The 19,174-nt window shown below is 52.0% G+C and carries 20 protein-coding genes and 2 tRNA genes; 12 read left to right on the forward strand and 10 right to left on the reverse strand.

Features of this window, described 5'->3' with window-relative positions; translation table 11 throughout:
* Positions 1 to 48: 48 nt before the first annotated feature.
* The 5 genes from EFA69_RS05535 to EFA69_RS05555 form a co-directional block, all read right to left on the reverse strand.
* Positions 49 to 576 (reverse strand): GNAT family N-acetyltransferase, encoded by a 528-nt coding sequence (locus tag EFA69_RS05535; RefSeq protein ID WP_123132107.1) that lies wholly within the window; start codon positions 574 to 576, stop codon positions 49 to 51.
* A gap of 173 nt (positions 577 to 749) precedes the next feature.
* Complete coding sequence (locus EFA69_RS05540) at positions 750 to 1,076, reverse strand: DMT family transporter (protein WP_123132108.1); 327 nt, start codon at positions 1,074 to 1,076, stop codon at positions 750 to 752.
* A gap of 70 nt (positions 1,077 to 1,146) precedes the next feature.
* Positions 1,147 to 1,710, reverse strand: a complete 564-nt coding sequence (locus EFA69_RS05545; RefSeq protein ID WP_123132109.1) for a Crp/Fnr family transcriptional regulator — start codon at positions 1,708 to 1,710, stop codon at positions 1,147 to 1,149.
* Positions 1,711 to 1,935: 225 nt separating this feature from the next.
* Positions 1,936 to 2,008, reverse strand: a tRNA-Lys gene (locus EFA69_RS05550).
* A gap of 64 nt (positions 2,009 to 2,072) precedes the next feature.
* Positions 2,073 to 2,145 (reverse strand) — tRNA-Lys (locus EFA69_RS05555).
* Between the two features lie 69 nt (positions 2,146 to 2,214).
* Here EFA69_RS05555 and EFA69_RS05560 point away from each other — a divergent pair.
* Entirely contained in the window at positions 2,215 to 2,979 is a 765-nt protein-coding gene (locus EFA69_RS05560; protein ID WP_123132110.1) for an SH3 domain-containing protein, read from the forward strand.
* A gap of 64 nt (positions 2,980 to 3,043) precedes the next feature.
* Here EFA69_RS05560 and EFA69_RS05565 read toward each other — a convergent pair whose 3' ends face one another.
* Positions 3,044 to 3,850: an SDR family oxidoreductase gene (locus EFA69_RS05565; RefSeq protein ID WP_123132199.1), complete on the reverse strand. Its 807-nt coding sequence runs from the start codon at positions 3,848 to 3,850 to the stop codon at positions 3,044 to 3,046.
* A 254-nt stretch (positions 3,851 to 4,104) separates the two neighbouring features.
* On the opposite strand from EFA69_RS05565, the gene rlmD reads away from it, so the two are divergent.
* From rlmD to EFA69_RS20505, 3 genes are all read left to right on the forward strand, one after another.
* Complete coding sequence (gene rlmD, locus EFA69_RS05570; protein ID WP_123132200.1) at positions 4,105 to 5,460, forward strand: 23S rRNA (uracil(1939)-C(5))-methyltransferase RlmD; 1,356 nt, start codon at positions 4,105 to 4,107, stop codon at positions 5,458 to 5,460.
* Positions 5,461 to 5,567: 107 nt separating this feature from the next.
* Entirely contained in the window at positions 5,568 to 5,936 is a 369-nt protein-coding gene (locus tag EFA69_RS05575) for a hypothetical protein (RefSeq protein ID WP_123132111.1), read from the forward strand.
* Positions 5,937 to 5,963: 27 nt separating this feature from the next.
* A complete protein-coding gene (locus EFA69_RS20505) occupies positions 5,964 to 6,149 on the forward strand; it encodes an arsenate reductase/protein-tyrosine-phosphatase family protein (RefSeq protein ID WP_245964506.1) in 186 nt (61 codons plus the stop codon).
* A gap of 213 nt (positions 6,150 to 6,362) precedes the next feature.
* Here EFA69_RS20505 and thiL read toward each other — a convergent pair whose 3' ends face one another.
* Positions 6,363 to 7,391: a thiamine-phosphate kinase gene (gene thiL / locus EFA69_RS05585; RefSeq protein ID WP_123132112.1), complete on the reverse strand. Its 1,029-nt coding sequence runs from the start codon at positions 7,389 to 7,391 to the stop codon at positions 6,363 to 6,365.
* A 211-nt stretch (positions 7,392 to 7,602) separates the two neighbouring features.
* Here thiL and EFA69_RS05590 point away from each other — a divergent pair, with 211 nt between their 5' ends.
* Positions 7,603 to 8,187 carry a TetR/AcrR family transcriptional regulator gene (locus tag EFA69_RS05590; RefSeq protein ID WP_123132113.1) on the forward strand — a complete coding sequence of 195 codons (585 nt, stop codon included), beginning with the start codon at positions 7,603 to 7,605 and terminating at the stop codon, positions 8,185 to 8,187.
* 199 nt (positions 8,188 to 8,386) lie between these two features.
* Positions 8,387 to 9,022 carry a hypothetical protein gene (locus EFA69_RS05595; protein ID WP_123132114.1) on the forward strand — a complete coding sequence of 212 codons (636 nt, stop codon included), beginning with the start codon at positions 8,387 to 8,389 and terminating at the stop codon, positions 9,020 to 9,022.
* Between the two features lie 144 nt (positions 9,023 to 9,166).
* Here EFA69_RS05595 and EFA69_RS05600 read toward each other — a convergent pair whose 3' ends face one another.
* On the reverse strand, positions 9,167 to 10,906 hold the full coding sequence (locus EFA69_RS05600; RefSeq protein ID WP_123132115.1) for a M3 family oligoendopeptidase: 1,740 nt from the start codon (positions 10,904 to 10,906) through the stop codon (positions 9,167 to 9,169).
* Positions 10,907 to 10,923: 17 nt separating this feature from the next.
* A complete protein-coding gene (locus EFA69_RS05605) occupies positions 10,924 to 12,006 on the reverse strand; it encodes a ferredoxin--NADP reductase (RefSeq protein WP_123132116.1) in 1,083 nt (360 codons plus the stop codon).
* A 174-nt stretch (positions 12,007 to 12,180) separates the two neighbouring features.
* Between EFA69_RS05605 and EFA69_RS05610 the strand changes: the two genes are divergently transcribed.
* The 3 genes from EFA69_RS05610 to EFA69_RS05620 all read left to right on the forward strand — a co-directional run bounded on the left by EFA69_RS05610 (position 12,181) and on the right by EFA69_RS05620 (position 14,938).
* Positions 12,181 to 12,873: a peptidoglycan DD-metalloendopeptidase family protein gene (locus EFA69_RS05610; RefSeq protein WP_123132117.1), complete on the forward strand. Its 693-nt coding sequence runs from the start codon at positions 12,181 to 12,183 to the stop codon at positions 12,871 to 12,873.
* An 84-nt stretch (positions 12,874 to 12,957) separates the two neighbouring features.
* Complete coding sequence (locus EFA69_RS05615) at positions 12,958 to 14,040, forward strand: acyltransferase family protein (RefSeq protein ID WP_148041271.1); 1,083 nt, start codon at positions 12,958 to 12,960, stop codon at positions 14,038 to 14,040.
* A 109-nt stretch (positions 14,041 to 14,149) separates the two neighbouring features.
* Complete coding sequence (locus tag EFA69_RS05620) at positions 14,150 to 14,938, forward strand: mechanosensitive ion channel family protein (protein WP_123132119.1); 789 nt, start codon at positions 14,150 to 14,152, stop codon at positions 14,936 to 14,938.
* Positions 14,939 to 15,016: 78 nt separating this feature from the next.
* On the opposite strand, the gene EFA69_RS05625 is transcribed toward EFA69_RS05620, so the two are convergent.
* Positions 15,017 to 16,231, reverse strand: a complete 1,215-nt coding sequence (locus EFA69_RS05625; protein WP_123132120.1) for an ABC transporter permease — start codon at positions 16,229 to 16,231, stop codon at positions 15,017 to 15,019.
* A gap of 49 nt (positions 16,232 to 16,280) precedes the next feature.
* Between EFA69_RS05625 and EFA69_RS05630 the strand changes: the two genes are divergently transcribed.
* From EFA69_RS05630 to EFA69_RS05640, 3 genes are read left to right on the forward strand one after another with little or no spacing between them, the layout of a single operon-like run.
* Positions 16,281 to 17,522: an exo-beta-N-acetylmuramidase NamZ family protein gene (locus EFA69_RS05630; RefSeq protein ID WP_123132121.1), complete on the forward strand. Its 1,242-nt coding sequence runs from the start codon at positions 16,281 to 16,283 to the stop codon at positions 17,520 to 17,522.
* 4 nt (positions 17,523 to 17,526) lie between these two features.
* Entirely contained in the window at positions 17,527 to 18,468 is a 942-nt protein-coding gene (gene fmt, locus EFA69_RS05635) for a methionyl-tRNA formyltransferase (protein WP_123132201.1), read from the forward strand.
* Positions 18,465 to 18,971 (forward strand): dihydrofolate reductase, encoded by a 507-nt coding sequence (locus tag EFA69_RS05640; RefSeq protein ID WP_123132122.1) that lies wholly within the window; start codon positions 18,465 to 18,467, stop codon positions 18,969 to 18,971. The genes fmt and EFA69_RS05640 overlap by 4 nt, the downstream gene beginning before the upstream one ends.
* The last annotated feature ends 203 nt before the right edge of the window (positions 18,972 to 19,174 follow it).

Raw genomic sequence — 19,174 nt, forward strand, 5'->3', positions numbered from 1 at the left:
ACTCAGGAAGAAACCACATTACCCTGTAAAAAACCAAACTGTCCTGTTTTACCTGCCTTCCATCTGCAATTTCATCATGATATCAGTCTGTTCTTCATCCCCTAGTTTGAATATGTGTTTGTCAAACTCAATGAAGCCATTTTTCTTATAGAAACTCAAGGCTCTATGGTTTTTCTCCCACACACCTAACCATATATAGTCTGCATTTCTTCTCCTGGCAACTTGAATCGCTTTTTCGTAAAGCAGCTGGCCTACTTTTCTCCCGTGGTACTCTTTGAGTACATATATGCGCTCAATCTCAAGGGTATTCTCATCTTTTATTTCTGTCTGGGTTTGTCCAGTGTTGAGCTTCAGATAACCAATCACCTCGTTGTCCAGTACCGCAAAATAGAACTCTGAGCTGGTATTGCTAAGTTCAGCCGTTAATCTTTCTTGCGAAAAGCCCTCTTCCAAGTACTTCGCCAAATTTTCCTCGGTGTTGTCTGCGGCAAACGTTTCAGAGAAAGTCTGCCTGCCTATTCTTTGCACCAACGCTAGGTCTCTCAGAGAGGCCTTCGTTATTTGAATATTTTCCATGCTTCTTGAGTATAGTTAAGAGTCCCTTTCACCAAAGATTAAAGAGGCCATGCAGGGCCATTCATAGTAAACCAACCTCTGCTAGTACTGCGCACGCGGGCCTTCAAAAGAGCTTTTCACTTAGCAGCCAGCCATGAAAGGACTCAGATGCCATTCATGTTTTGCTCTATCGCTCAATGTGACACGGCTTTTAGCCCGACGATAGAGCCAATCAGGGTCATGAGGAAAAGGAGACGCAGAAAAGTGGCTGGTTCTTTGAACACGAAAATGCCTACTAAAACGGTTCCCACAGCCCCAATACCCGTCCACACCGCATAGGCCGTCCCGATTGGAAGAACCTGAGTGGCTTTGATCAATAACCCCATACTAATACCACAGGTGGCCACAAAACCAGCATACCATAGATACATTTCGTTGCCGGTGGTTTCTTTCGCCTTTCCCAGGCAGAAGGCAAAGGCAACTTCAAACAAACCTGCCACAATCAAGATTATCCAGTTCATTGCTTCTTTTTGCTGCAAAGGTTGGAAATACGATGGAGGGGAAATTTTACAAATGATAAAAAAGGATCGCCTATCTCACTTCTGCTCTTATTCTACTTAAACTAACTTGCGTGATACCCAAATAGGAAGCGATATGCCCCAACGGCACCCGCTGGATCAGTTCCGGATGGCTTTCAAGGAGCTCCCTGTAGCGTTCTGAGGCTGTTCTGAATTGCTGGGCAATTAACCTTTCCTCTACCTTTATCAGTTCCTGCTCTGCGAATCGTCGGCCCCAATTCGTGATGTGAATGTCTGCGTTGAAAAGTGCCCGCAGGTGTTCTGTTTTCAGTTCGTAAAGGTCACAATCTTCCAGGAGCTCAATGTCTTCATACCCTCTTTGGTCTTGCACATAGCTCCTCATGGAGATAACCGTGTCGCCCTCTCTCCCAAACCAAAAGGTAATTTCATTGTCGGCTTTCTGGGCATACGCCCGAACAATCCCCTTCTTGATAAAATAAATGCTGGATTCGATTTTATCCGCTCTTAACAGAAGGTGCCCTTTGGGGTGCCTTACTTCCGTTATACAGTCAGTGATTTTACTTCTTGAGGCATCAGAAAGCGGGTATATAGCGTCAAGAATCTCGTCTACCCTCATTTGCTGTTGTTATATTGTTGAAAGGAGGAAGGATATCTGTAAAGGCAATGCAGTTGGCCATTAAAAAGCTCTTGCAAACATTCTGAAGGGGCATCAATTCATCTGAAGCGTACACCCGCCCTGCAAAAAGGCAGTATCAAAGCTACAGAGCAAATTGCACCAAACAAAAAAACCACTCAAAGACAAAGTTTTGAGTGGTTTTGATAACCTTTGAAGGTTTAATTGTGATCCCGCTGGGATTCGAACCCAGGACCCATACATTAAAAGTGTATTGCTCTACCAGCTGAGCTACAGAATCAAGAAAAAAAGAAGGTGGTAAAAAAGCCTTCCCGACTTAGGAGCCGGAAAGGCTTTTGATCAAGTGATCCCGCTGGGATTCGAACCCAGGACCCATACATTAAAAGTGTATTGCTCTACCAGCTGAGCTACAGAATCTTTTTACTACCTTTGCTTACCAGGGCGTTCCCCCGTATTGCGATGCAAAAGTATAATCACTTTCTGTAAATGCCAAACATTTTCCGCAAATTATCTCTGCTTTTTTGCTCCCTGTGGCTCATTTGCGCACAACCTATTCTGGCTCAAGCACCTAATTTTTCTCTGGCCAAGGCAGATTCTTTGTTTAGCCAGCACAAGTACACCCAAGCCCTACAGATCTACGAGCAGTTGCTGTCGCAGAACCGGACATACTCCCCGCAGATGCTCCTGAAAATGGCCTACATCCATGAAGGGTTGCATGATTACACCCAATCTATGCACTACCTACAGCTCTACTACAGCAAGCACCCCAGCAAATCTGTGCTGCAAAAGATGGAGGAAGTGGGCCTGCAACAGCACCTGAACGGCTATGAGTACACCGACTGGGACTTCTTCAAAACCCAATTTTACAAATACTACTCCCTGCTGCTGGAGCTGTTGCTCATTGTGGCGGCGGTTTTTATGACCTTGCTGCTGCGGAACTGGGTGAAGAAACAACCCATTAGCGGCGAAGCCAAAATAGGGATGCTCCTGTACCTGGGCTTCGTCTTTTATTTCGCCAATTTCCTTACCCTGGGCCAGCAGGGCATTATCCGGAACGGGAACGTGCCTATCATGGCGGCGCCTTCGGCCGGGGCGGGCTTGGTGGCCACCGTGGGCACGGGCCATAAAGTGAACATCCTGGGCGAGCAGGACATCTGGTACCGCATAGAATGGAACGACCAGACCGCCTACATCCGGAAAAACAACCTCCTGCTTCTGCCCCAGCCGCTGGCCGAGAAAACCCAACTGTAATCACCCCAAGCGTTTAGGGGCTGTTTTTAGAAAAACGGCCCCTAAACGCATAGAATCCAGAAGTTTACTTAAAAGGAGAATTTGGTTCTTTTTTCATCTGGTTGTACACCAGTTTGTCGGTGAGGCCCGGCAGGAATTTACCTAGCAGCACCGCCAGCTTGCCTTGGGTGGTAAGTACCAGATCGCGTTTGCGCTGGCGGGTGGCCTTCAAAATCCGGGCGGCCACTTCCTCGGCGGTCATCATCTTCGCCTCATCACGCGGCGATTCTCCCTGTTGGCTACCGTCGGCGGCCAGGGCGGTGTTCCGGATGTTGGAGGCCGTAAAGCCCGGGCAGGCCACCATCACGTGCAGTCCCTGGTGCAGCGTCTCAGTGCGGAGCGCGCCTAAGAAACCCTGCATTGCAAACTTAGACGCCGAATAGCCGGTGCGGCCCGGCAGCCCCTGGTACCCTGCAATGGAGGAAACCCCAATCACAGAACCTTTGCTCTGGAGCAGATGCGGCAGCGCGAACTTGGTGCAGTACACGGTTCCCCAGAAATTGATGTCCATGAGCTGTCTGATCACGTCCAGGTCCACGTCCTGGAACAGGGCCCGCATGCTAATGCCCGCGTTGTTAAGCATCACGTCTATCTTCCCGAAACGGGCCACGGTCTCCTCAATCAGGCGGCGGCAGTCTTCCTCCTTGCTCACATCGCCGGGTACGGCCAAGTATTCTACCCCCGCGGCGGCCAGCTCCTGCCCCACTTCCTGCAATTTCTGGGCGTTGCGCGCCGAGATGACCACTTTGCCGCCCGCTCTCCCAAACGCCAGCGCGCAGGCCCGGCCAATGCCCGAGGAACCGCCGGTAATGATGACAACTTTATTTTCCATGTTCTTCAAAATCATCTGTGAAGCAGCACCGCTGCCCTCACAAATTTACGAGAAGATTCTGGTTGCGCTTCTTTTCTTGCGCTACCGGCCACGGCTTCCGTTTAGGGGCTGTTTTTGGAAAAAGAGCCTCTAAACGCTATTTCAAGGCAGGGGGCGGCGGGGCCGAGTTTTCTTCGTATTTTTGCGGCATCGTGAAAAGACACAGCAAAAAGAAACATAAATACGAAGTCCTGACGCAACTGCGCGTGGAGGAAATGGCCGCCGAGGGCAAGTGCATCTCGCGGCACGACAATTTGGTGGTGTTCATCGCAGACGTGGCCCCCGGCGATGTGGTAGACGTGCGCGTGACCAAAAAACGGAAAAATTACCTGGAAGCCGTGCCCGTGCACTTCCATGAGTATTCTGAAGCCCGCACGCAGCCATTCTGTGAGCACTTCAGCGTGTGCGGCGGCTGCAAGTGGCAGCACATCCCGTATGAGACGCAGCTGTTTTACAAGCAGAAGCAGGTGAATGACAACGTGGAGCGCATTGGCAAGATCACGGGCCATGAGATGCTGCCCATTCTGCCCTCAGACCGCGTGAGCTTTTACCGCAACAAGCTGGAGTTCACGTTCTCAGACTACGCCTGGCTTACCAAAGAGCAGATAGACAGCGGCGTGGACGTAGACCGCCGCGCCTTGGGCTTCCACATTCCCATGCGCTTTGACAAAATTGTAGATGTGCAGCACTGCTACCTGCAACCGGCCCCGTCTAATGAGATCAGGCTGGCCGTTAAAAACTACGCCCGCGAAAACAACCTGCCATTCTTTGACCTGGTGAAACAGGAAGGCTACCTGCGCAATCTCATCATCAGAACCGCCAACACCGGCGACCTCATGGTGATTGTACAGGTGTTCCAGGACCGGATGGATTGGCTGCAGCCGCTGCTGGATTACCTGTTACTGGAGTTTCCGCAGATTACGTCTTTGCAGTACGTGGTCAACAACAAGGGCAACGAGACCTTCCATGACCTGGAGGTAGTGTGTTACCACGGCCAGCCGTACATCCATGAGCAGATGGAGGGGCTGCGCTTCAGGGTGGGTCCTAAATCTTTCTACCAGACCAACTCAGAGCAGGCGTACAACCTGTACAAACTCACGCGGGAGTTCGCGCTGCTCAATGGCCATGAGACGGTGTATGACCTATACACCGGCGCGGGCACCATCGCCAACTTCGTGGCCCGGTCGGCGGCGCAGGTGGTGGGCATTGAATACGTGGCCAGCGCCATTGAAGACGCCAAGATCAACTCCCAGATCAACGACATCACCAACACCCATTTTTACGCGGGTGACATGAAAGACGTGCTCACCGACGAGCTTTTCGCCCGCCATGGTCGGCCCGATGTGATCATCACCGATCCGCCCCGCGCCGGCATGCACCCAGACGTGGTGGCCAAGCTGCTGGAAGTGAAAGCCAACCGTATTGTGTACGTGAGCTGTAACCCCGCCACTCAGGCCCGTGACCTGGAAATGCTGGCCGAGCAGTACGATGTGGTGAAGATTCAGCCGGTAGACATGTTCCCGCAGACCTACCACGTAGAAAGCGTGGCGCTGCTTTCTTTAAGAAGCTAATGCCGTTTAGGGGCTGTTTTTCCAAAAACAGCCCCTAAACGCAAATTCACACAACATCTTGTTTCACCTTACGTGCTACTTGATACACGATACTTGCTACTACGCTTATGCAAAACGATCCAGAACTGAACGGCAAATACCTGGGCACCATCACCAAAGATTTTGTGCAGGTCTCTGACACCCTCAAAGAAGCCTCCTACCAAATCCGGAAGCGCGACATCTCCAAGTACCCCATCTTCGTGTTCTCCCGCGATGTGACCAAAATTGGTGGCCTGCTGATTGGGGCGCAGGAGCGCGACCTGGAATGGAACATCAACGCCTCTTACCTGGAAGACTTCGTGAACCGCCAGCTGGTGGCCCCAGACAAAGTGGAGGAGTTTGAGCAAGCCTACCGCGACGCCGACGAATACTGCTGCCTTTTTGTGGTAGACCGCGATTTCATGAACTTCGTGTTTGTGCCTTATCCAGAGGATTGATTTGCCTTTTCCTGGAGAACCAGCCCAATGAACATCCTCTTCGTGTGCAGCCGCAACCAATGGCGTAGCCCTACGGCCGAGAAAATTTTCCAACCGGTGCAGGAACACGCGTTCCGGTCGGCGGGCACCTCAGAACAGGCCAGAATTAAGATCTCGGCCAAAACCTTGGCTTGGGCCGATCTGGTTTTTGTGATGGAGAAAAAGCACAAATAGCAGCTCGTCTCCAGATTTGGCACCACTGCCCGCGAAAAGCAAATTGTAGTACTGAACATCCCAGATAAGTACGGCTACATGGATGAAGAACTGATTACCATGCTTCAATCTTACGTAACTCCATACTTATAAAGCTCCGGCGGAAAACCAATAAAAAAGCGGAAGGGCGAGATGAATCCATCTCGCCCTTCCGCTTTTTCAAGAAGTCTACTCTTAACCGAAATGGTTCCAGCCCTGGGCTTTGATGGGGAACGCGTTGCCACTCGGGGTTACCAAGCGCACCCCTTCGCCCGCATCTGTGATGTTGCCTATAATGGTGATGTCTGGGTGGTTCCGGATTTTGTCGTAATCGGCCATTTTCACGGTGAAGAGCAGTTCATAGTCCTCGCCGCCGTTCAGGATGCAGGTTACGGGGTCTAGCTTGAACTCCTCGGCGGTTTCCAGGGTCTGCTGGTCGGCGGGGAGTTTGTCCTGGTAGATGGCGGCCCCTACCCTACTCTGCGAGCAAATGTGCAGTAACTCAGATCCTAGTCCGTCTGAGATGTCAATCATAGAAGTAGGATGTACGCCCAGCTCCCGCAGCTCATGGATCACGTCCATGCGGGCCTCCGGCCGAAGCTGCCGGCCCACTACATAGTCTTTCCCTTCCAGCTCGGGTTGGGTTTCAGGATCGGCGAGGAAGGCCTGTTTTTCGCGCTCCAGCAATTGCAATCCTAAATAGGCTCCGCCCAGGTCGCCGGTCACGCAGATGAGGTCGTTGAGCTGGGCCGTGCTGCGCAGCACCGCTTTGCCTTTCTCCACTTCGCCCAAAGCGGTGATACTGATGACCAACCCGCCGCGCGAAGCAGTGGTGTCGCCGCCCACCAAATCAACCTTATAATTCTCGCAGGCCAACCTGATGCCCGCGTACAGTTCTTCAATGGCCTCCACGGTATAACGCGCGCCAATGGCCAGGCTCACCACAATCTGGGTAGGGATGGCATTCATGGCGGCAATGTCAGACACATTCACGGCCACGGCTTTGTACCCCAGGTGTTTCAGGGGGCAGAAGGTAAGGTCAAAATGCACGTTTTCCACCAGCATATCTGAGGTGACCACAATCTGTTTCTGGCCCGGCTCCAGCACGGCGGCATCATCGCCAATGCCTACCACCGTAGACGCATTGTTCACTTCTACTTGCTCTTGCAGGCGCCGGATCAACCCGAATTCGCCCAAACTTTCCAATGGGGTATAGTCAGACATGGTATGTTCAGAGATATTATTTTATAAAACGTAACTAAAAAAAGTACGAGGTTCTGCGTTTTCGTCTTATTTTTAGAAAAACTTGCCCAAAACGCAAAGATAGCTTTTTTCTCCGGCACCTCTCAGGTCATGTGCATTTACGTGCCTGAGGACAAACTAAATTTGCTAACGGGTGTTAGGATCAGTAGTTTTGATTGTAAACAGTACCTCTATGTCCAGCAGTACCCCATTGTCTCGTAAAGAACAGATTGACCAAGTTGCCACTTCGCTTTTCAAAACCAGAGGCTTTGCCGCCACCACCATGCGCGACCTGGCGCTGGAGTTAGGCATTGAAGCCGGAAGTTTATATTCGCACATTAAATCAAAGGAAGATATTCTGCAACGTGTCTGTTTCAAAATGGCCGATGAGTTCAACGCTGCCTTTGAGGAAGTGAAAAACCAGGACGTTCCGGCGGGCGAGAAACTGCGGTTGGCGGTGGCGGCGCACGTGCGGGTACTCACCAAAAACCCACCGGCGGCCGGCGTGTTCCTGAACGAGTGGCGTCATCTGAGTGAACCTTCCCTGGGCAAGTTCCAGGACATGCGTTACCAATACGAGGAGAGCCTGCGGGAAATTGTGCGCCAAGGCATTGCCAGCGGCGAGTTCAAAGTGAACGATGAAAAGTTTGTAGTGCTCACGCTGCTTTCCAGCTTGAACTGGCTGCACATGTGGTACAAACCCGAAGGCAAAATGAGCCCCGACGAAATTGCGGAGTTCCTCTCTAACCTGCTGCTCAACGGTCTTAAGAATTTCTAGCTTCGTCCTTTGCCGGTTTATAGCCCTAGACAAAGGCACTAATGTGCCCAAGGTGCTTTCCTTTACTACAACATATGCTTAAAGAGTTGCATTGTAACGGGAAAGTCAACTAATCCGTTTGCAGGGTGTCTCACCACAGTATGGCGAAGACACGCGGCAAAGAGGCAAACCACGCACTGCCTCCTCTACACAAGCAACTATGAAAAAACAATTATTCTTTGGCATGGCCATAGCACTGGTGATGGGCATGGTAGGCTGTTCCAAAGATTCTGGCAGAACCGGGAAACTAGCCCGTCCTATTTCTGATGAACAACTGAAACAGGAGCTGGCTGTGCTCAATGACACGCTCACCGGCAAATGGAACGTGATGATGCACAGTGACAGCGTAAAAGTACGGCAGATGGAAGAAATACTGGCCGCCATTCCGCCAGAGGCCATTGCGGCCCAACAACGCGCCGATCTGCAACAGGCCATCAGAAGACTTTCTACCTTGCGCTATGACCGTACTTCTGTGCGTGACTCAGACCGCATAGACACCTATGATGCCGCCACGGATTCTGTCTGGAACGCCCTGCGCGCTTTTTTACCGGAGAATGGCCCCACAGGAGTAGCCCTCGTAGACTCCCTGAACCAATCCATCACGGCTCTTCATTCTGAAGCGGTTTTCTACCGCGGACGCTATGACCAAACAGCCAAAGAACTCAATACCCTTCTCCGGCGCTATAAAAAGCAGCTTCCTAACCTAGGAAAGCCTTATGACACTCTGCAACCGGCTCCCCTTTTCCAATGGGTAGACAAAGACGCCAAACCTGCGGAGGAAGAGGAAGAAGAATAACTAAACTATAGAACTAGCTTAAAAAGAGAAGCCTCAGAATCTAATTCTGAGGCTTCTCTTTTTAAGCTAGTTTGGGCCAAATTTTGGAAAAACGGCCGCTAAACGCATTTACAGCTAAGTAACGATTGTTTTAGTAACAGCAGATTACTTTTGGTCTAACTGCGCCAACTCATCTTTCACGAAATCTACCAGGGACTGGATGTAGTCACTGGAGAAATCAAAGCGGATGCCGGCGGCGGCATAGATCTCACCAATGGTGGCGGTATAGCCCAGACTCAAGGCTTGCTTATACCCTTCCAGCGCAGCCTCAGGTTCGGTTTTAAAACGCTTCCAGACGGCAATAGCACCCAATTGGGCCATGGCGTATTCTATATAATAGAACGGCACTTCATATAGGTGCAGCTGTTTCTGCCAGATGTACGGTTTCAGGTGCTCCAACCCACTCCAATCAACTTCCTGTAGGTTGAACTCCTCATAGATGCGCACCCAGTTCTGATGGCGCTCCTCAACAGTATGGTTAGGATGCTCATACACCCAATGCTGAAACTTGTCAATGGTGGCTACCCACGGGAATGTCTCCAGTACACCCTCCAGATGCTGTCGTTTGGCGCGCACCAGGTCTTCCCCGTTGGGGAAAAATACATTCCAATGATCCAGGGTGAGCAGTTCCATAGACATGGAGGCCAGCTCGGCCACTTCAGACGGTGGGTGCTTGGCGGCGTTCAGGGGCAAGTCTCTGGTGAGGAAGGAATGCACCGCATGTCCGCCTTCGTGCAAGAGCGTCACTACATCGCGCAGCGAGGAAGTCGCATTCATGAAGATGAACGGCACCCCAATTTCATCCAAAGGATAGTTATACCCGCCCGGAGCCTTGCCCTTGCGCGACTCCAGGTCCAGGTGGCCCATTTCCCGCATGGTGACCAGGCAGTCTCCCAGGAAAGAATCTAGGCGGTAGAAAATGTCAATGGTTTTGGACAGCAGTTCCTCTCCGGTCTTGAATGGCTCCAGCGGCGGAAGCAGGCTGGGGTCCACGTCCATGTCCCAGGGCTTGAGCGTGTCCAGTCCCAGCATTTCTTTGTGGGAACGGTCTATCTGCCGGGTTACCGGCACCACCTTCTCCTTAATGGCCTGGTGGAAGGAGAATGTGTCCTGAGGACCATAATCGAAGCGGCCCAGCGCCGCGAACATGTAATCCCGGAAGTTGTCAAAGCCGGCGTTCTGGGCAACCCGGTGCCGCAGCTGCACCAACTCTGTGTACAGCTCGTCCAGCTTGTCTTTGTCCTCCAGTCTTCTGCCCTGAATGGCCAGGTACGCTCCTTCCCGCACGGCACGGCCTGTTTGCTTGAGGCGGTCGGCGGCGCGTTGCAGCGTCATCTCCTCGCCGTCTAAGGTCACGGTCATGGCACCGGCAATGGCGCCGTACTGCTGTTGCTTGGTACTGATCTCGGTCTGCAGCGGAATATTTTCCTCCCTGAACAACTCAATTGCCCGGCGCACGCCCCGCAGGTAAATGCGGTACTGCTGCTCATCCAGCCCGTCTATAAATGGAGACTCCACCAGTTTACGGTTGAAGGCATCGTCATAAGGCGAGGCTTTGGGCTCAATCTCCGTCACGAAGAACTGGAATGCCTGCGTGAGCGCCTCATCACGGGTATCGCAGGTCATTTTAATGTAGCGCCAGGCCATGTTCTCAGAGAGCACGCTCTCCAGTTCACTGCGGTCGGCGATCCATTTTTCCAGATCAGGTAAAGAAGTGATTTCACGGTTCTTCAGTTCCTCAAAAATAGGTTCCAAAGAGGCCCAGTCCGTCACTTCAAAATCCTCGGGCAGATACTGACGTGTTTTGCGTTTGGGCAACGCGAGTGTTTTGGGGGTATTTTCCATAGAACAGGATGAAGGGATTAACCAATTTCAATCACTACATCGGCGGTGAGTGGGTGGCCAACGCAGTTCAATACATAACCCTGGGCAATCTCGGCGTCTGACAAGCCTTCCCGCTCATCTAAATGCACACGTCCGCTCAGGCATTTTCCCATACAGGCGGTACACAAACCGGCTTGGCAGGAATAAGGTAAATCGATATCGGCTTTGAGACCGGCCTCCAGAATGGTTTGGTCAGGCTTCACTTCTACCTGGTACTCTTCCCCCTCGTATCTGATGGTCACCATGCGCGTGATAATCTCATCAGCATCAGCGGCGGCGGTCACATCTGCTCCGTGGGTTTCTGGGGTGGTAGGGGCCGTGAAGCTTTCTTTGTAGATCTGGTTGGCAGGCACCCGCATGAAGTTGAGGGCTTCGCGCACCTCGTTCATCATGCCTTCGGGACCGCACATAAAGAACAGCTCCTGCTGGAAACCCGGCACTTTGAGGTTCTCCAAGAGGCGCAATACCATGGCACGGTCCAGCAACCCAATATGCTCCTGGGTTTCTGTGGCATCTACCAGCGCCTCATTGAAGACGTGCACTACTTTTAGTTGCTCTGGGTGCTGCTTCTCCAGTTTCTCCAGTTGCTCTCTGAAGATGACTGAGTCCAGGTTGCGGTTGCCATACACCAGCGTTACACGGCTCTGGGGCTCGTATTTCAACGTGCTTTTCAGCATGGACATCAACGGTGTAATACCGCTGCCGCCGCCAAACAGGAACAGGTGGCGCTTCTGCGAGGCCTCCGGCTTTAGCACGAAATTCCCCAGCGGGGCCATTACTTCAATGGTCTGCCCCACCTGTGCGTTTTCTGCCAGGAAATTAGAGACCAGACCGCCCTCCACGCGTTTCACGGTAACTGAGAAGTACGGTTCTTCCGGCACGCTGCACAGGGAGTAAGACCGGCGCACTTTCTGGCCGTTTACCGGAACGATCAAGGTGAGAAACTGACCAGGAACGTATGGAATATTCTGTTTGTCTGGATGTTCTAGGTGAAGCGTGATGGCATCTGAGGTCTCTTGCGTGATAGCCGCCACTTTCATGTTGTAATACGCGTTACTCATAGTTTTATATACGAAAAACGAAGGTGATTCGGGTTTACAGACTGTAATTAAAGTGGGAAAGTTACGACATTTCATCAACCCGCCCGAACTTACCGCAAAAAAAGCGGGCGTACGTTTGTTTTTGCAGTATCTTTCCCCGTTTGTTCTTACCTCTTTCCGTTTAAGAGCCGTTTTATGGAAAACTCCGCCAAACTGATCTCCCTTCTTTCTGCCGCTACCTTCGCTCCCATCCTGGACCATGACCTGAATGCGCCGGATGTGGCACGGCTGGACTTTACCGCGCAAAACACCGACCTCCAGCAGGCCAATCTACGTGACACCGCCTCTTTTGACCTTTTTGTCACTGAAATGTTACGGAAGCAGAACGCAGCGGTAGGCGTGGGAGGTTATTTTGAGAACCGCGTTATTTACCGCCGCAGCGAGCATTTTGACGGGGCCGTGGAACCCAGATCAGTGCATTTGGGCGTAGATATCTGGGCCCCGGCCGGTATCCCCATTTACACTCCTGTGGCGGGCACCGTGCACAGTTTCCAGGACAACGCCAACTTCGGAGATTATGGCCCCACCATCATTCTGGAGCATGAACTGGAAGGGGAAATTTTCTACACCTTATTTGGGCACCTCAGCCGTACTTCACTGGAAGGTTTGTCTGTGGGCAAGCACTTTGAGGCCGGGCAACAAGTAGCCACCATGGGCGCCTACCCTGAGAACGGCGACTGGCCCCCTCACCTGCATTTTCAGCTTATGACCAACCTTTTGGGCAAAAGCGGCGATTTCCCGGGCGTCTGCGCCCCTTCTGAGGAAGACTATTACCGCCAGATTTGCCTTGACCCTAATTTGTTGCTTCAGACAAAGCATTTAAAGTAAACTTTCTGTTTAGGGGCTGTTTTTGGAAAAAGACTCCCTAAACAGAAAACTGCCTTGGTTTTCATCTCAACTGCTTTCTTTGGCATGTTCTCACAGATCTTAGGTAATTCCAGCCGTTTACCCAGCCTGGATTTTTTGCGGGGTTTTGCCATCACCATTGTGTTCTTAACGCACTTTGGGGTGCTGGACCTACAGGCTGTGGGAGTAGATCTGTTCTTCGTGCTTTCGGGGCACTTGGTGAGCGTGTCGCTTTGGTCAACGCTGCGGAAAGCTGAAGGCGGCACCAGTTACCTCATTTTCTTCCTGAAACGTCTGTTCAGGATTATTCCCGCTTATTACACATTTCTGGTGCTGGGGTATCTACTGGCGGTGCTGTTGCTAAAAGATATTTCTCCGCAGGATATTCCGCTGCCCCGTGAGTTTCCGCAGTACTTTCTATTTTACAGGAACTATGGGGGGCCGCCCTCGCGCTGGAGCATGGAACATCTGTGGTCTCTGTGTGTGGAAGAACAATTCTACTGGATTTTGCCGGGCATGCTCATCTTTTTTACTTTCCTGTTGCCAAGGTTGGACAAACGGTTTGTGGCTGCAGCGGTGCTGCTGCTCACCATGGGCATCGGCCTGAAAGCCCAGGCGATGGTGACTGACTTTGCCGAATGGCCCACCTATACCCACAACAGGTTAGATGCCTTTGGGTGGGGAATTGTCATTACCCTCTTGAGCCGAGGTAAAAAAGGCACCCAACACCCTCTCTTCAACAATAAAGCTCTGCTGGTTTTGGGGACTCTAACCTTATTACTAAGCCTGACGGTATTTTCTCCATTACCTGAATTGGTATTGCGTACCCTTAGCCCTGTTTGCTGGTTTCTGATAATTTTGGGCTTGTACCAGGCGCGCGCGGGGCTGTTTAAACCGTTCAGGGTACTGGCCTTCTTCAGCTACGGAATTTACCTCTGGCACTTTCTCTTCGTGATACCGGTGCAGCATTATGTTGGAAAGGGCGGATTAGGGTTTCTAGTGTATACATTGGTGACAATGGTGTTTGCGGTGCTCTCCACATTATGTATAGAGCAGCCTTGTCTCCAACTTCGGGACCGCTTTTTTCGAAAGGTGTTCCCTAAGAAAGACCAAGAAGCCATGCATGCGCCTGAAGTACCTATTCCTTAAAAGCATACCGCTTCCCAGCCAGATACCCTTGTCACTCTTAAGAGAGACTTCCTCTTCTTTATGGCTATACTTTATATTTAATCTTTCCAATCCAATCAGCTTCAATTCTATGTTTGACCCAGAACGTTTTTTACTAAGCATTCAGGACTTTGCGGTGCTGTACGGTCTCAAGGTAGTAGTGGCCGTTTTCATTTTATTGGTGGGCCTCTGGCTTATACGGCGCATTACGGAGTTCACGTACGGTCTCATGACCCGCAAGAATGTAGATCCTTCGCTCAGGCCGTTTCTCAAGAACATCCTCAACATTGTGCTGCTGGTGCTCCTCATCATGGTGGTCATTGCGCAGGTGGGGCTGGAGATAACCTCTTTTGTGGCACTTCTGGGCTCGGCGGGTCTGGCGGTGGGGCTGGCGCTACAAGGTAGCTTGTCCAACTTCGCGGGCGGGGTGTTGATCTTGACCGTGAAACCGTTCAGGGTAGGTGATTTCATTGAAGCCCAGGGCCAGAAAGGAACGGTAAGCATCATCAACATCTTTAACACGGTCATTAAAACCGAAGACAACAAAACCATCTACCTGCCCAACGGACCGCTGGCGTCTGCCGTGGTGGTGAATTATGACGTGGAGAGCCACCGGCGGTTAGACTTAAGCTTTACCGTTGATGCGGCTTTGCCGGTGGCCCGGGTAAGACAAGTGCTGGAGCGCATCATCGCCACCGATGAACGCATCGTGAAAGAGCCTGCTCCCTCCGTTGGCGTGGAAAAGCTGGCTGGCCAAACCATGACCATGTCCGTGAAAGTGTGGGTACTCCGTGGCGATTACCGGTACCAACAGATTTCTGAGGCCCTGAACGAAAAAGTGAAAGAAGCCTTTGAGCAGGAAGAAATTGCCCTGAAATAACACTTAACCATCTTGCACGCCGTCGGCGTTTAGGGGCCGTTTTTGTAAAAACAGCCCCTAAACGCCGACGGTGCTTTTTTAGTCAAACTTGATGGCTTTCACTGGGTTGATGCGGGAGATGAGCAACGTTGGCAACAGGATGGAGAGCATGGTCAGGAGAAAGGTAATGCCGTTAATGCCTACCCAGATGCGCCAGTCCCAGTGAATGGGCACCGTGTCCATGTAATAATTCTCAGGGTCTAGCGGAATGAGATGGAAATAATCCTGCACTCCGCAGAAAAGCAAGGCCAGCAGGTTCCCGCCAATGAGCCCGGCAATGGTAAGCCGAAGCCCCCTTTGCAGAAAGATTCCCCTGATCTGCCCATTGGTGGCCCCCATGGCTTTTAAAGCGCCAATCATGTTGGTCCGCTCCAGGATCATGATAAACAGGGTAGACACCATGTTGAAGGTGGCCACAAACACAATGAGTATCAGAAAGATAATCACGTTACGCTTGAGCAGTTCCAGCCAGTCAAAAAGCTGGGCGTACGTATCGGTGATTTTCTCCAGCTGCAGGTCATAGTTCATCTTATCAAAAACCTGGCTGGTGACGGTGTCAATCTTGGTGAAGTCACTGAGCAGAATTTCATAGCCGCCCACCAGGGTGTCGGGCCACTGATTCAGGTCGCGTATCTGCTGCAGGTCGCCTAGCACGTACACGTTGTCAAACTCCTCCAGACCCGTCTTAAAAATGCCTTTCACCTCAAAGCGGCGCATGCGCGGTGGGTTCTGGATAAAGTAGAAAAGCACCTTCTCCCCCACCTTCAGGCGCAGTTTATCGGCCATGAGCTGGCTCATCATAATCTGATTGGAGGCGGCCGTGTCTGTGAACTCCATCACGGAGCCTGCCACCAAATTAGCCCGCATGCCCCTGAAATCATAGGTGGAATCCACTCCCTTCAGCACCACGCCCAGCACCTCGTCCTCAGTCTTGATGATGGCCGTTTTACGGGCGAAGGGTTGTAAATGCGCTACCCCCGGAATGTTTTTGTAGTCGCCCAGGCCGGTAGAAGTACCCATGGGGTATCCCTCAAAGGAATTGTTGGTGTCAAATTTGCTAATTTGCAGGTGTCCGCCAAAGCTGAAGATCTTGGCCTGGATCTCGTAACGGAAGCCTTCCAGGATGGCAAAAGACACAATCATGATGGCAATGCCCAGCCCTACGCTGAACTTTGCTATTTTTGTGACCGATGCGGTAAAAGAGTCTGATCGGGCGCCGGCCAAACGGCTGGCTATGTATCGGGAAAGATTCACTTCGTCAAATTTGTGCTTAAAGATAGTTATCTGTACTTAAACTAAACCTATGCTCTCCACTATCCTTCGTGCGGCGGTGCTTTGTGCTACGCTGGCCAGTTGCAAACAAACTGAAACAGTGCCCACTACCAGTACCCCCGCGGCAACCACTCCTTCCAGAGTGACCGCACCGGCCCAACAGCCCCCCCAGCCGGCCACTCTCCTAACGGGCGCACAACAAACAGAGTTGTATTTGCCGTACCTGCAAGGCAAAAGAGTGGGCATGGTGGTCAACCAGACCTCCACCATTGGCAAAACGCACCTGGTAGATACGCTGGTAAGCTGCGGGGTGAAGATCACGATGATTTTCGCGCCGGAGCACGGTTTTAGGGGCGATGCCGATGCCGGAGCCCACATCAGCAACTCCACCGACGCCAAAACCGGTCTGCCCATCCTTTCTCTGTACGGCAAAAACAAAAAGCCCAACGCTGACCAACTGAAAGACGTGGACGTGGTTTTGTTTGACATCCAGGACGTGGGAGTGCGCTTCTACACCTACAGCAGCACCATGCATTACGTGATGGAAGCCTGCGCCGAGCAGAACAAACCCATGCTCCTGCTAGACCGCCCCAACCCCATTGGCTATTTAATAGACGGACCGGTACTCAAGCACGCGTTTAAATCTTTTGTGGGCATGAACACCATTCCTATCTCCCATGGCTTAACCTTAGGCGAGTACGCCCAAATGATCAACGGCGAAAAGTGGCTAAAGAACGGGGTGCAGGCCCAGGTGAAAATCATTCCGGTGAAGGGCTACAACCACAAGATGTTCTACTCGCTGCCCATTAAACCGTCGCCTAACCTGCCCAACGACCAGTCCATCAAACTATACCCGTTCATCTGCCTGTTTGAGGGTACTACTGTGAGCCAGGGCCGCGGAACGCACACTCCGTTCCAGATCATCGGGGCACCCTATTACCCTGACAAATCTTTCTCCTTCACACCAGTGGCCATTCCGGGTATGTCTATGGAGCCCCCCTACAAAAACCAGGTGTGCTACGGGAAAGACCTTACCAAGCTGGAGCTGAAGGAAAATTTCACGCTCAGCTACCTGCTGGACTTCTACCAGAAATCTGGGCAGAAGGAGAAATTCTTCAATAACTTCTTCAAGAGCCTGGCCGGTACCGATGAGCTGCAGAAACAGGTCATGGCCGGCATGAGCGAAAAAGAAATAAGAGCCACCTGGAAAACCGATCTGGAGGCCTACAAGAAAATGCGTAAGCAGTACCTGCTGTACCCAGACTTTGAATAACAACATGCGGAAAGAAGACCTCCGGATTATCTTTATGGGCACGCCAGATTTTGCGGTGCCCGCCCTCCAGGCGCTGGTGGAAAACGGCTGGAACGTGGTAGCTGTGATCACGGCTCCAGACAAACCCGCCGGCCGGGGCCTCAAATTGGTGCATTCGCCGGTGAAGGAGCTGGCGTTACAGCACAACCTGCCGGTGTTGCAGCCCACCAACCTCAAAGACCTGACCTTTCAGGAAGAGCTTAGAAGCTACAACGCCAGCCTTCAGGTGATTGTGGCCTTTAGAATGCTGCCGGAAGCTGTCTGGAACATGCCGCCTTTGGGTTCGCTCAACATCCACGCTTCGCTGCTGCCGCACTACCGCGGCGCGGCCCCCATTAACTGGGCGCTCATCCACGGCGACCAGGAAACGGGCGTCACCTCCTTCTTCCTCCAGCATGAAATTGACACCGGTGATATTATCCTGCAGAAGAAAGTAGCCATAGCCCCCGAAGACAACTTCGGGACGCTGTATGAGAAACTGAAACATGCGGGGGCAGAACTATTGCTGGAAACCACGCAGGCTATTGTGGAGGACCGCGTGCAGCCTTATCCGCAGCCGCAGCCCGAAGAACCGCTCCGTATGGCCCCCAAGATCTTCAAGCAAACCTGCCAGATTGATTGGAACCAGCCAGCCCGGCAGGTCCATAATTTTGTAAGGGGACTGTCGCCGTACCCGGCCGCCTGGACGGTGCTGGAGGAAAAGCAGTTCAAGATTTTCTCTGGCCATGTGCTGGAGAAATCCTCCCTCTCTGCCCCCGGCGCTTACTCCACCGACGGTAAAACGTACCTCCACCTCCAGTGCGGGGAGAACACGGGGTTCGCGGTAGAGGAACTGCAGATGGAAGGCAAGAAGCGCATGAAGATTCAGGATTTTTTAAGAGGTTTCACGTTTCAGCAGGCCGTATGATCGCATTAGTAGTTGCCATCGCAGAAAACCGCGTCATTGGGAAAGACAACCAGTTGATCTGGCACTTGCCCAAAGACCTGCAGCATTTCAAGAAACTCACCATGGGCCACCCCATGGTCATGGGCCGAAAAACGTTTGAAGCCATAGGTAAGCCTTTGCCCGGCCGCACGTCCATCATCGTGACCCGCCAAAAGGATTTCCAGGCCCCGGCCGGATGCCTGGTTTGTGCTTCTCTAGAAGAGGCGTTGCAGCAAGCTCTCTCCATAAACGAACAGGTGATGGTAGTGGGCGGCGGCGAGATTTACCGGCAAGCCCTGCCCCTGGCCGAGGTGGTGTACCTCACCCTGGTGCACGAGTCCTTTGAAGGCGATGTCACTTTCCCTGACCTTGACGCCGACGCCTGGGAAGTCACAGCCCAGGAAGAACACGAAGCAGATGAACGGCACGCTTATCCGTTTTCCTTTTTTACCTTCAGACGCAAGGCTGATTTCAGCAAGAACTGAGTAAAGACTAAGCTTCCGGTTTCCGTTTAGGGGCTGTTCTTCGAAAAAGAGCCCCTAAACGGAAACCACAGGCTTGATTATAAAACCTGCCCAACAACACCAAATACAGCTATCTTCTGTTTAGCGGCTCTTTTTCCGGAATTGGCCCAAAACCAGAAAATGCCGTTCTCGCCCAGGGTAATGCACTACCTTTCTTGAAGGGT

Origin of the sequence: Rufibacter immobilis (assembly GCF_003721565.1) — a bacterium.
Classification (GTDB): domain Bacteria; phylum Bacteroidota; class Bacteroidia; order Cytophagales; family Hymenobacteraceae; genus Nibribacter; species Nibribacter immobilis.

Bases quoted from the DNA above. Each gene is read 5' to 3' on its own strand.
- EFA69_RS05545 (WP_123132109.1), bottom strand. From the start codon at position 1,710: ATGAGGGTAGACGAGATTCTTGACGCTATATACCCGCTTTCTGATGCC.
- EFA69_RS05630 (WP_123132121.1), top strand. From the start codon at position 16,281: ATGCTCTCCACTATCCTTCGTGCGGCGGTGCTTTGTGCTACGCTGGCC.
- EFA69_RS05600 (WP_123132115.1), bottom strand. From the start codon at position 10,906: ATGGAAAATACCCCCAAAACACTCGCGTTGCCCAAACGCAAAACACGT.
- EFA69_RS05640 (WP_123132122.1), top strand. From the start codon at position 18,465: ATGATCGCATTAGTAGTTGCCATCGCAGAAAACCGCGTCATTGGGAAA.
- EFA69_RS05605 (WP_123132116.1), bottom strand. From the start codon at position 12,006: ATGAGTAACGCGTATTACAACATGAAAGTGGCGGCTATCACGCAAGAG.
- EFA69_RS05595 (WP_123132114.1), top strand. From the start codon at position 8,387: ATGAAAAAACAATTATTCTTTGGCATGGCCATAGCACTGGTGATGGGC.
- EFA69_RS05610 (WP_123132117.1), top strand. From the start codon at position 12,181: ATGGAAAACTCCGCCAAACTGATCTCCCTTCTTTCTGCCGCTACCTTC.
- EFA69_RS05575 (WP_123132111.1), top strand. From the start codon at position 5,568: ATGCAAAACGATCCAGAACTGAACGGCAAATACCTGGGCACCATCACC.
- rlmD (WP_123132200.1), top strand. From the start codon at position 4,105: ATGGCCGCCGAGGGCAAGTGCATCTCGCGGCACGACAATTTGGTGGTG.
- EFA69_RS05590 (WP_123132113.1), top strand. From the start codon at position 7,603: ATGTCCAGCAGTACCCCATTGTCTCGTAAAGAACAGATTGACCAAGTT.
- EFA69_RS05615 (WP_148041271.1), top strand. From the start codon at position 12,958: ATGTTCTCACAGATCTTAGGTAATTCCAGCCGTTTACCCAGCCTGGAT.
- thiL (WP_123132112.1), bottom strand. From the start codon at position 7,391: ATGTCTGACTATACCCCATTGGAAAGTTTGGGCGAATTCGGGTTGATC.
- EFA69_RS05560 (WP_123132110.1), top strand. From the start codon at position 2,215: ATGCCAAACATTTTCCGCAAATTATCTCTGCTTTTTTGCTCCCTGTGG.
- fmt (WP_123132201.1), top strand. From the start codon at position 17,527: ATGCGGAAAGAAGACCTCCGGATTATCTTTATGGGCACGCCAGATTTT.
- EFA69_RS05540 (WP_123132108.1), bottom strand. From the start codon at position 1,076: ATGAACTGGATAATCTTGATTGTGGCAGGTTTGTTTGAAGTTGCCTTT.
- EFA69_RS05565 (WP_123132199.1), bottom strand. From the start codon at position 3,850: ATGGAAAATAAAGTTGTCATCATTACCGGCGGTTCCTCGGGCATTGGC.
- EFA69_RS20505 (WP_245964506.1), top strand. From the start codon at position 5,964: ATGAACATCCTCTTCGTGTGCAGCCGCAACCAATGGCGTAGCCCTACG.
- EFA69_RS05620 (WP_123132119.1), top strand. From the start codon at position 14,150: ATGTTTGACCCAGAACGTTTTTTACTAAGCATTCAGGACTTTGCGGTG.
- EFA69_RS05535 (WP_123132107.1), bottom strand. From the start codon at position 576: ATGGAAAATATTCAAATAACGAAGGCCTCTCTGAGAGACCTAGCGTTG.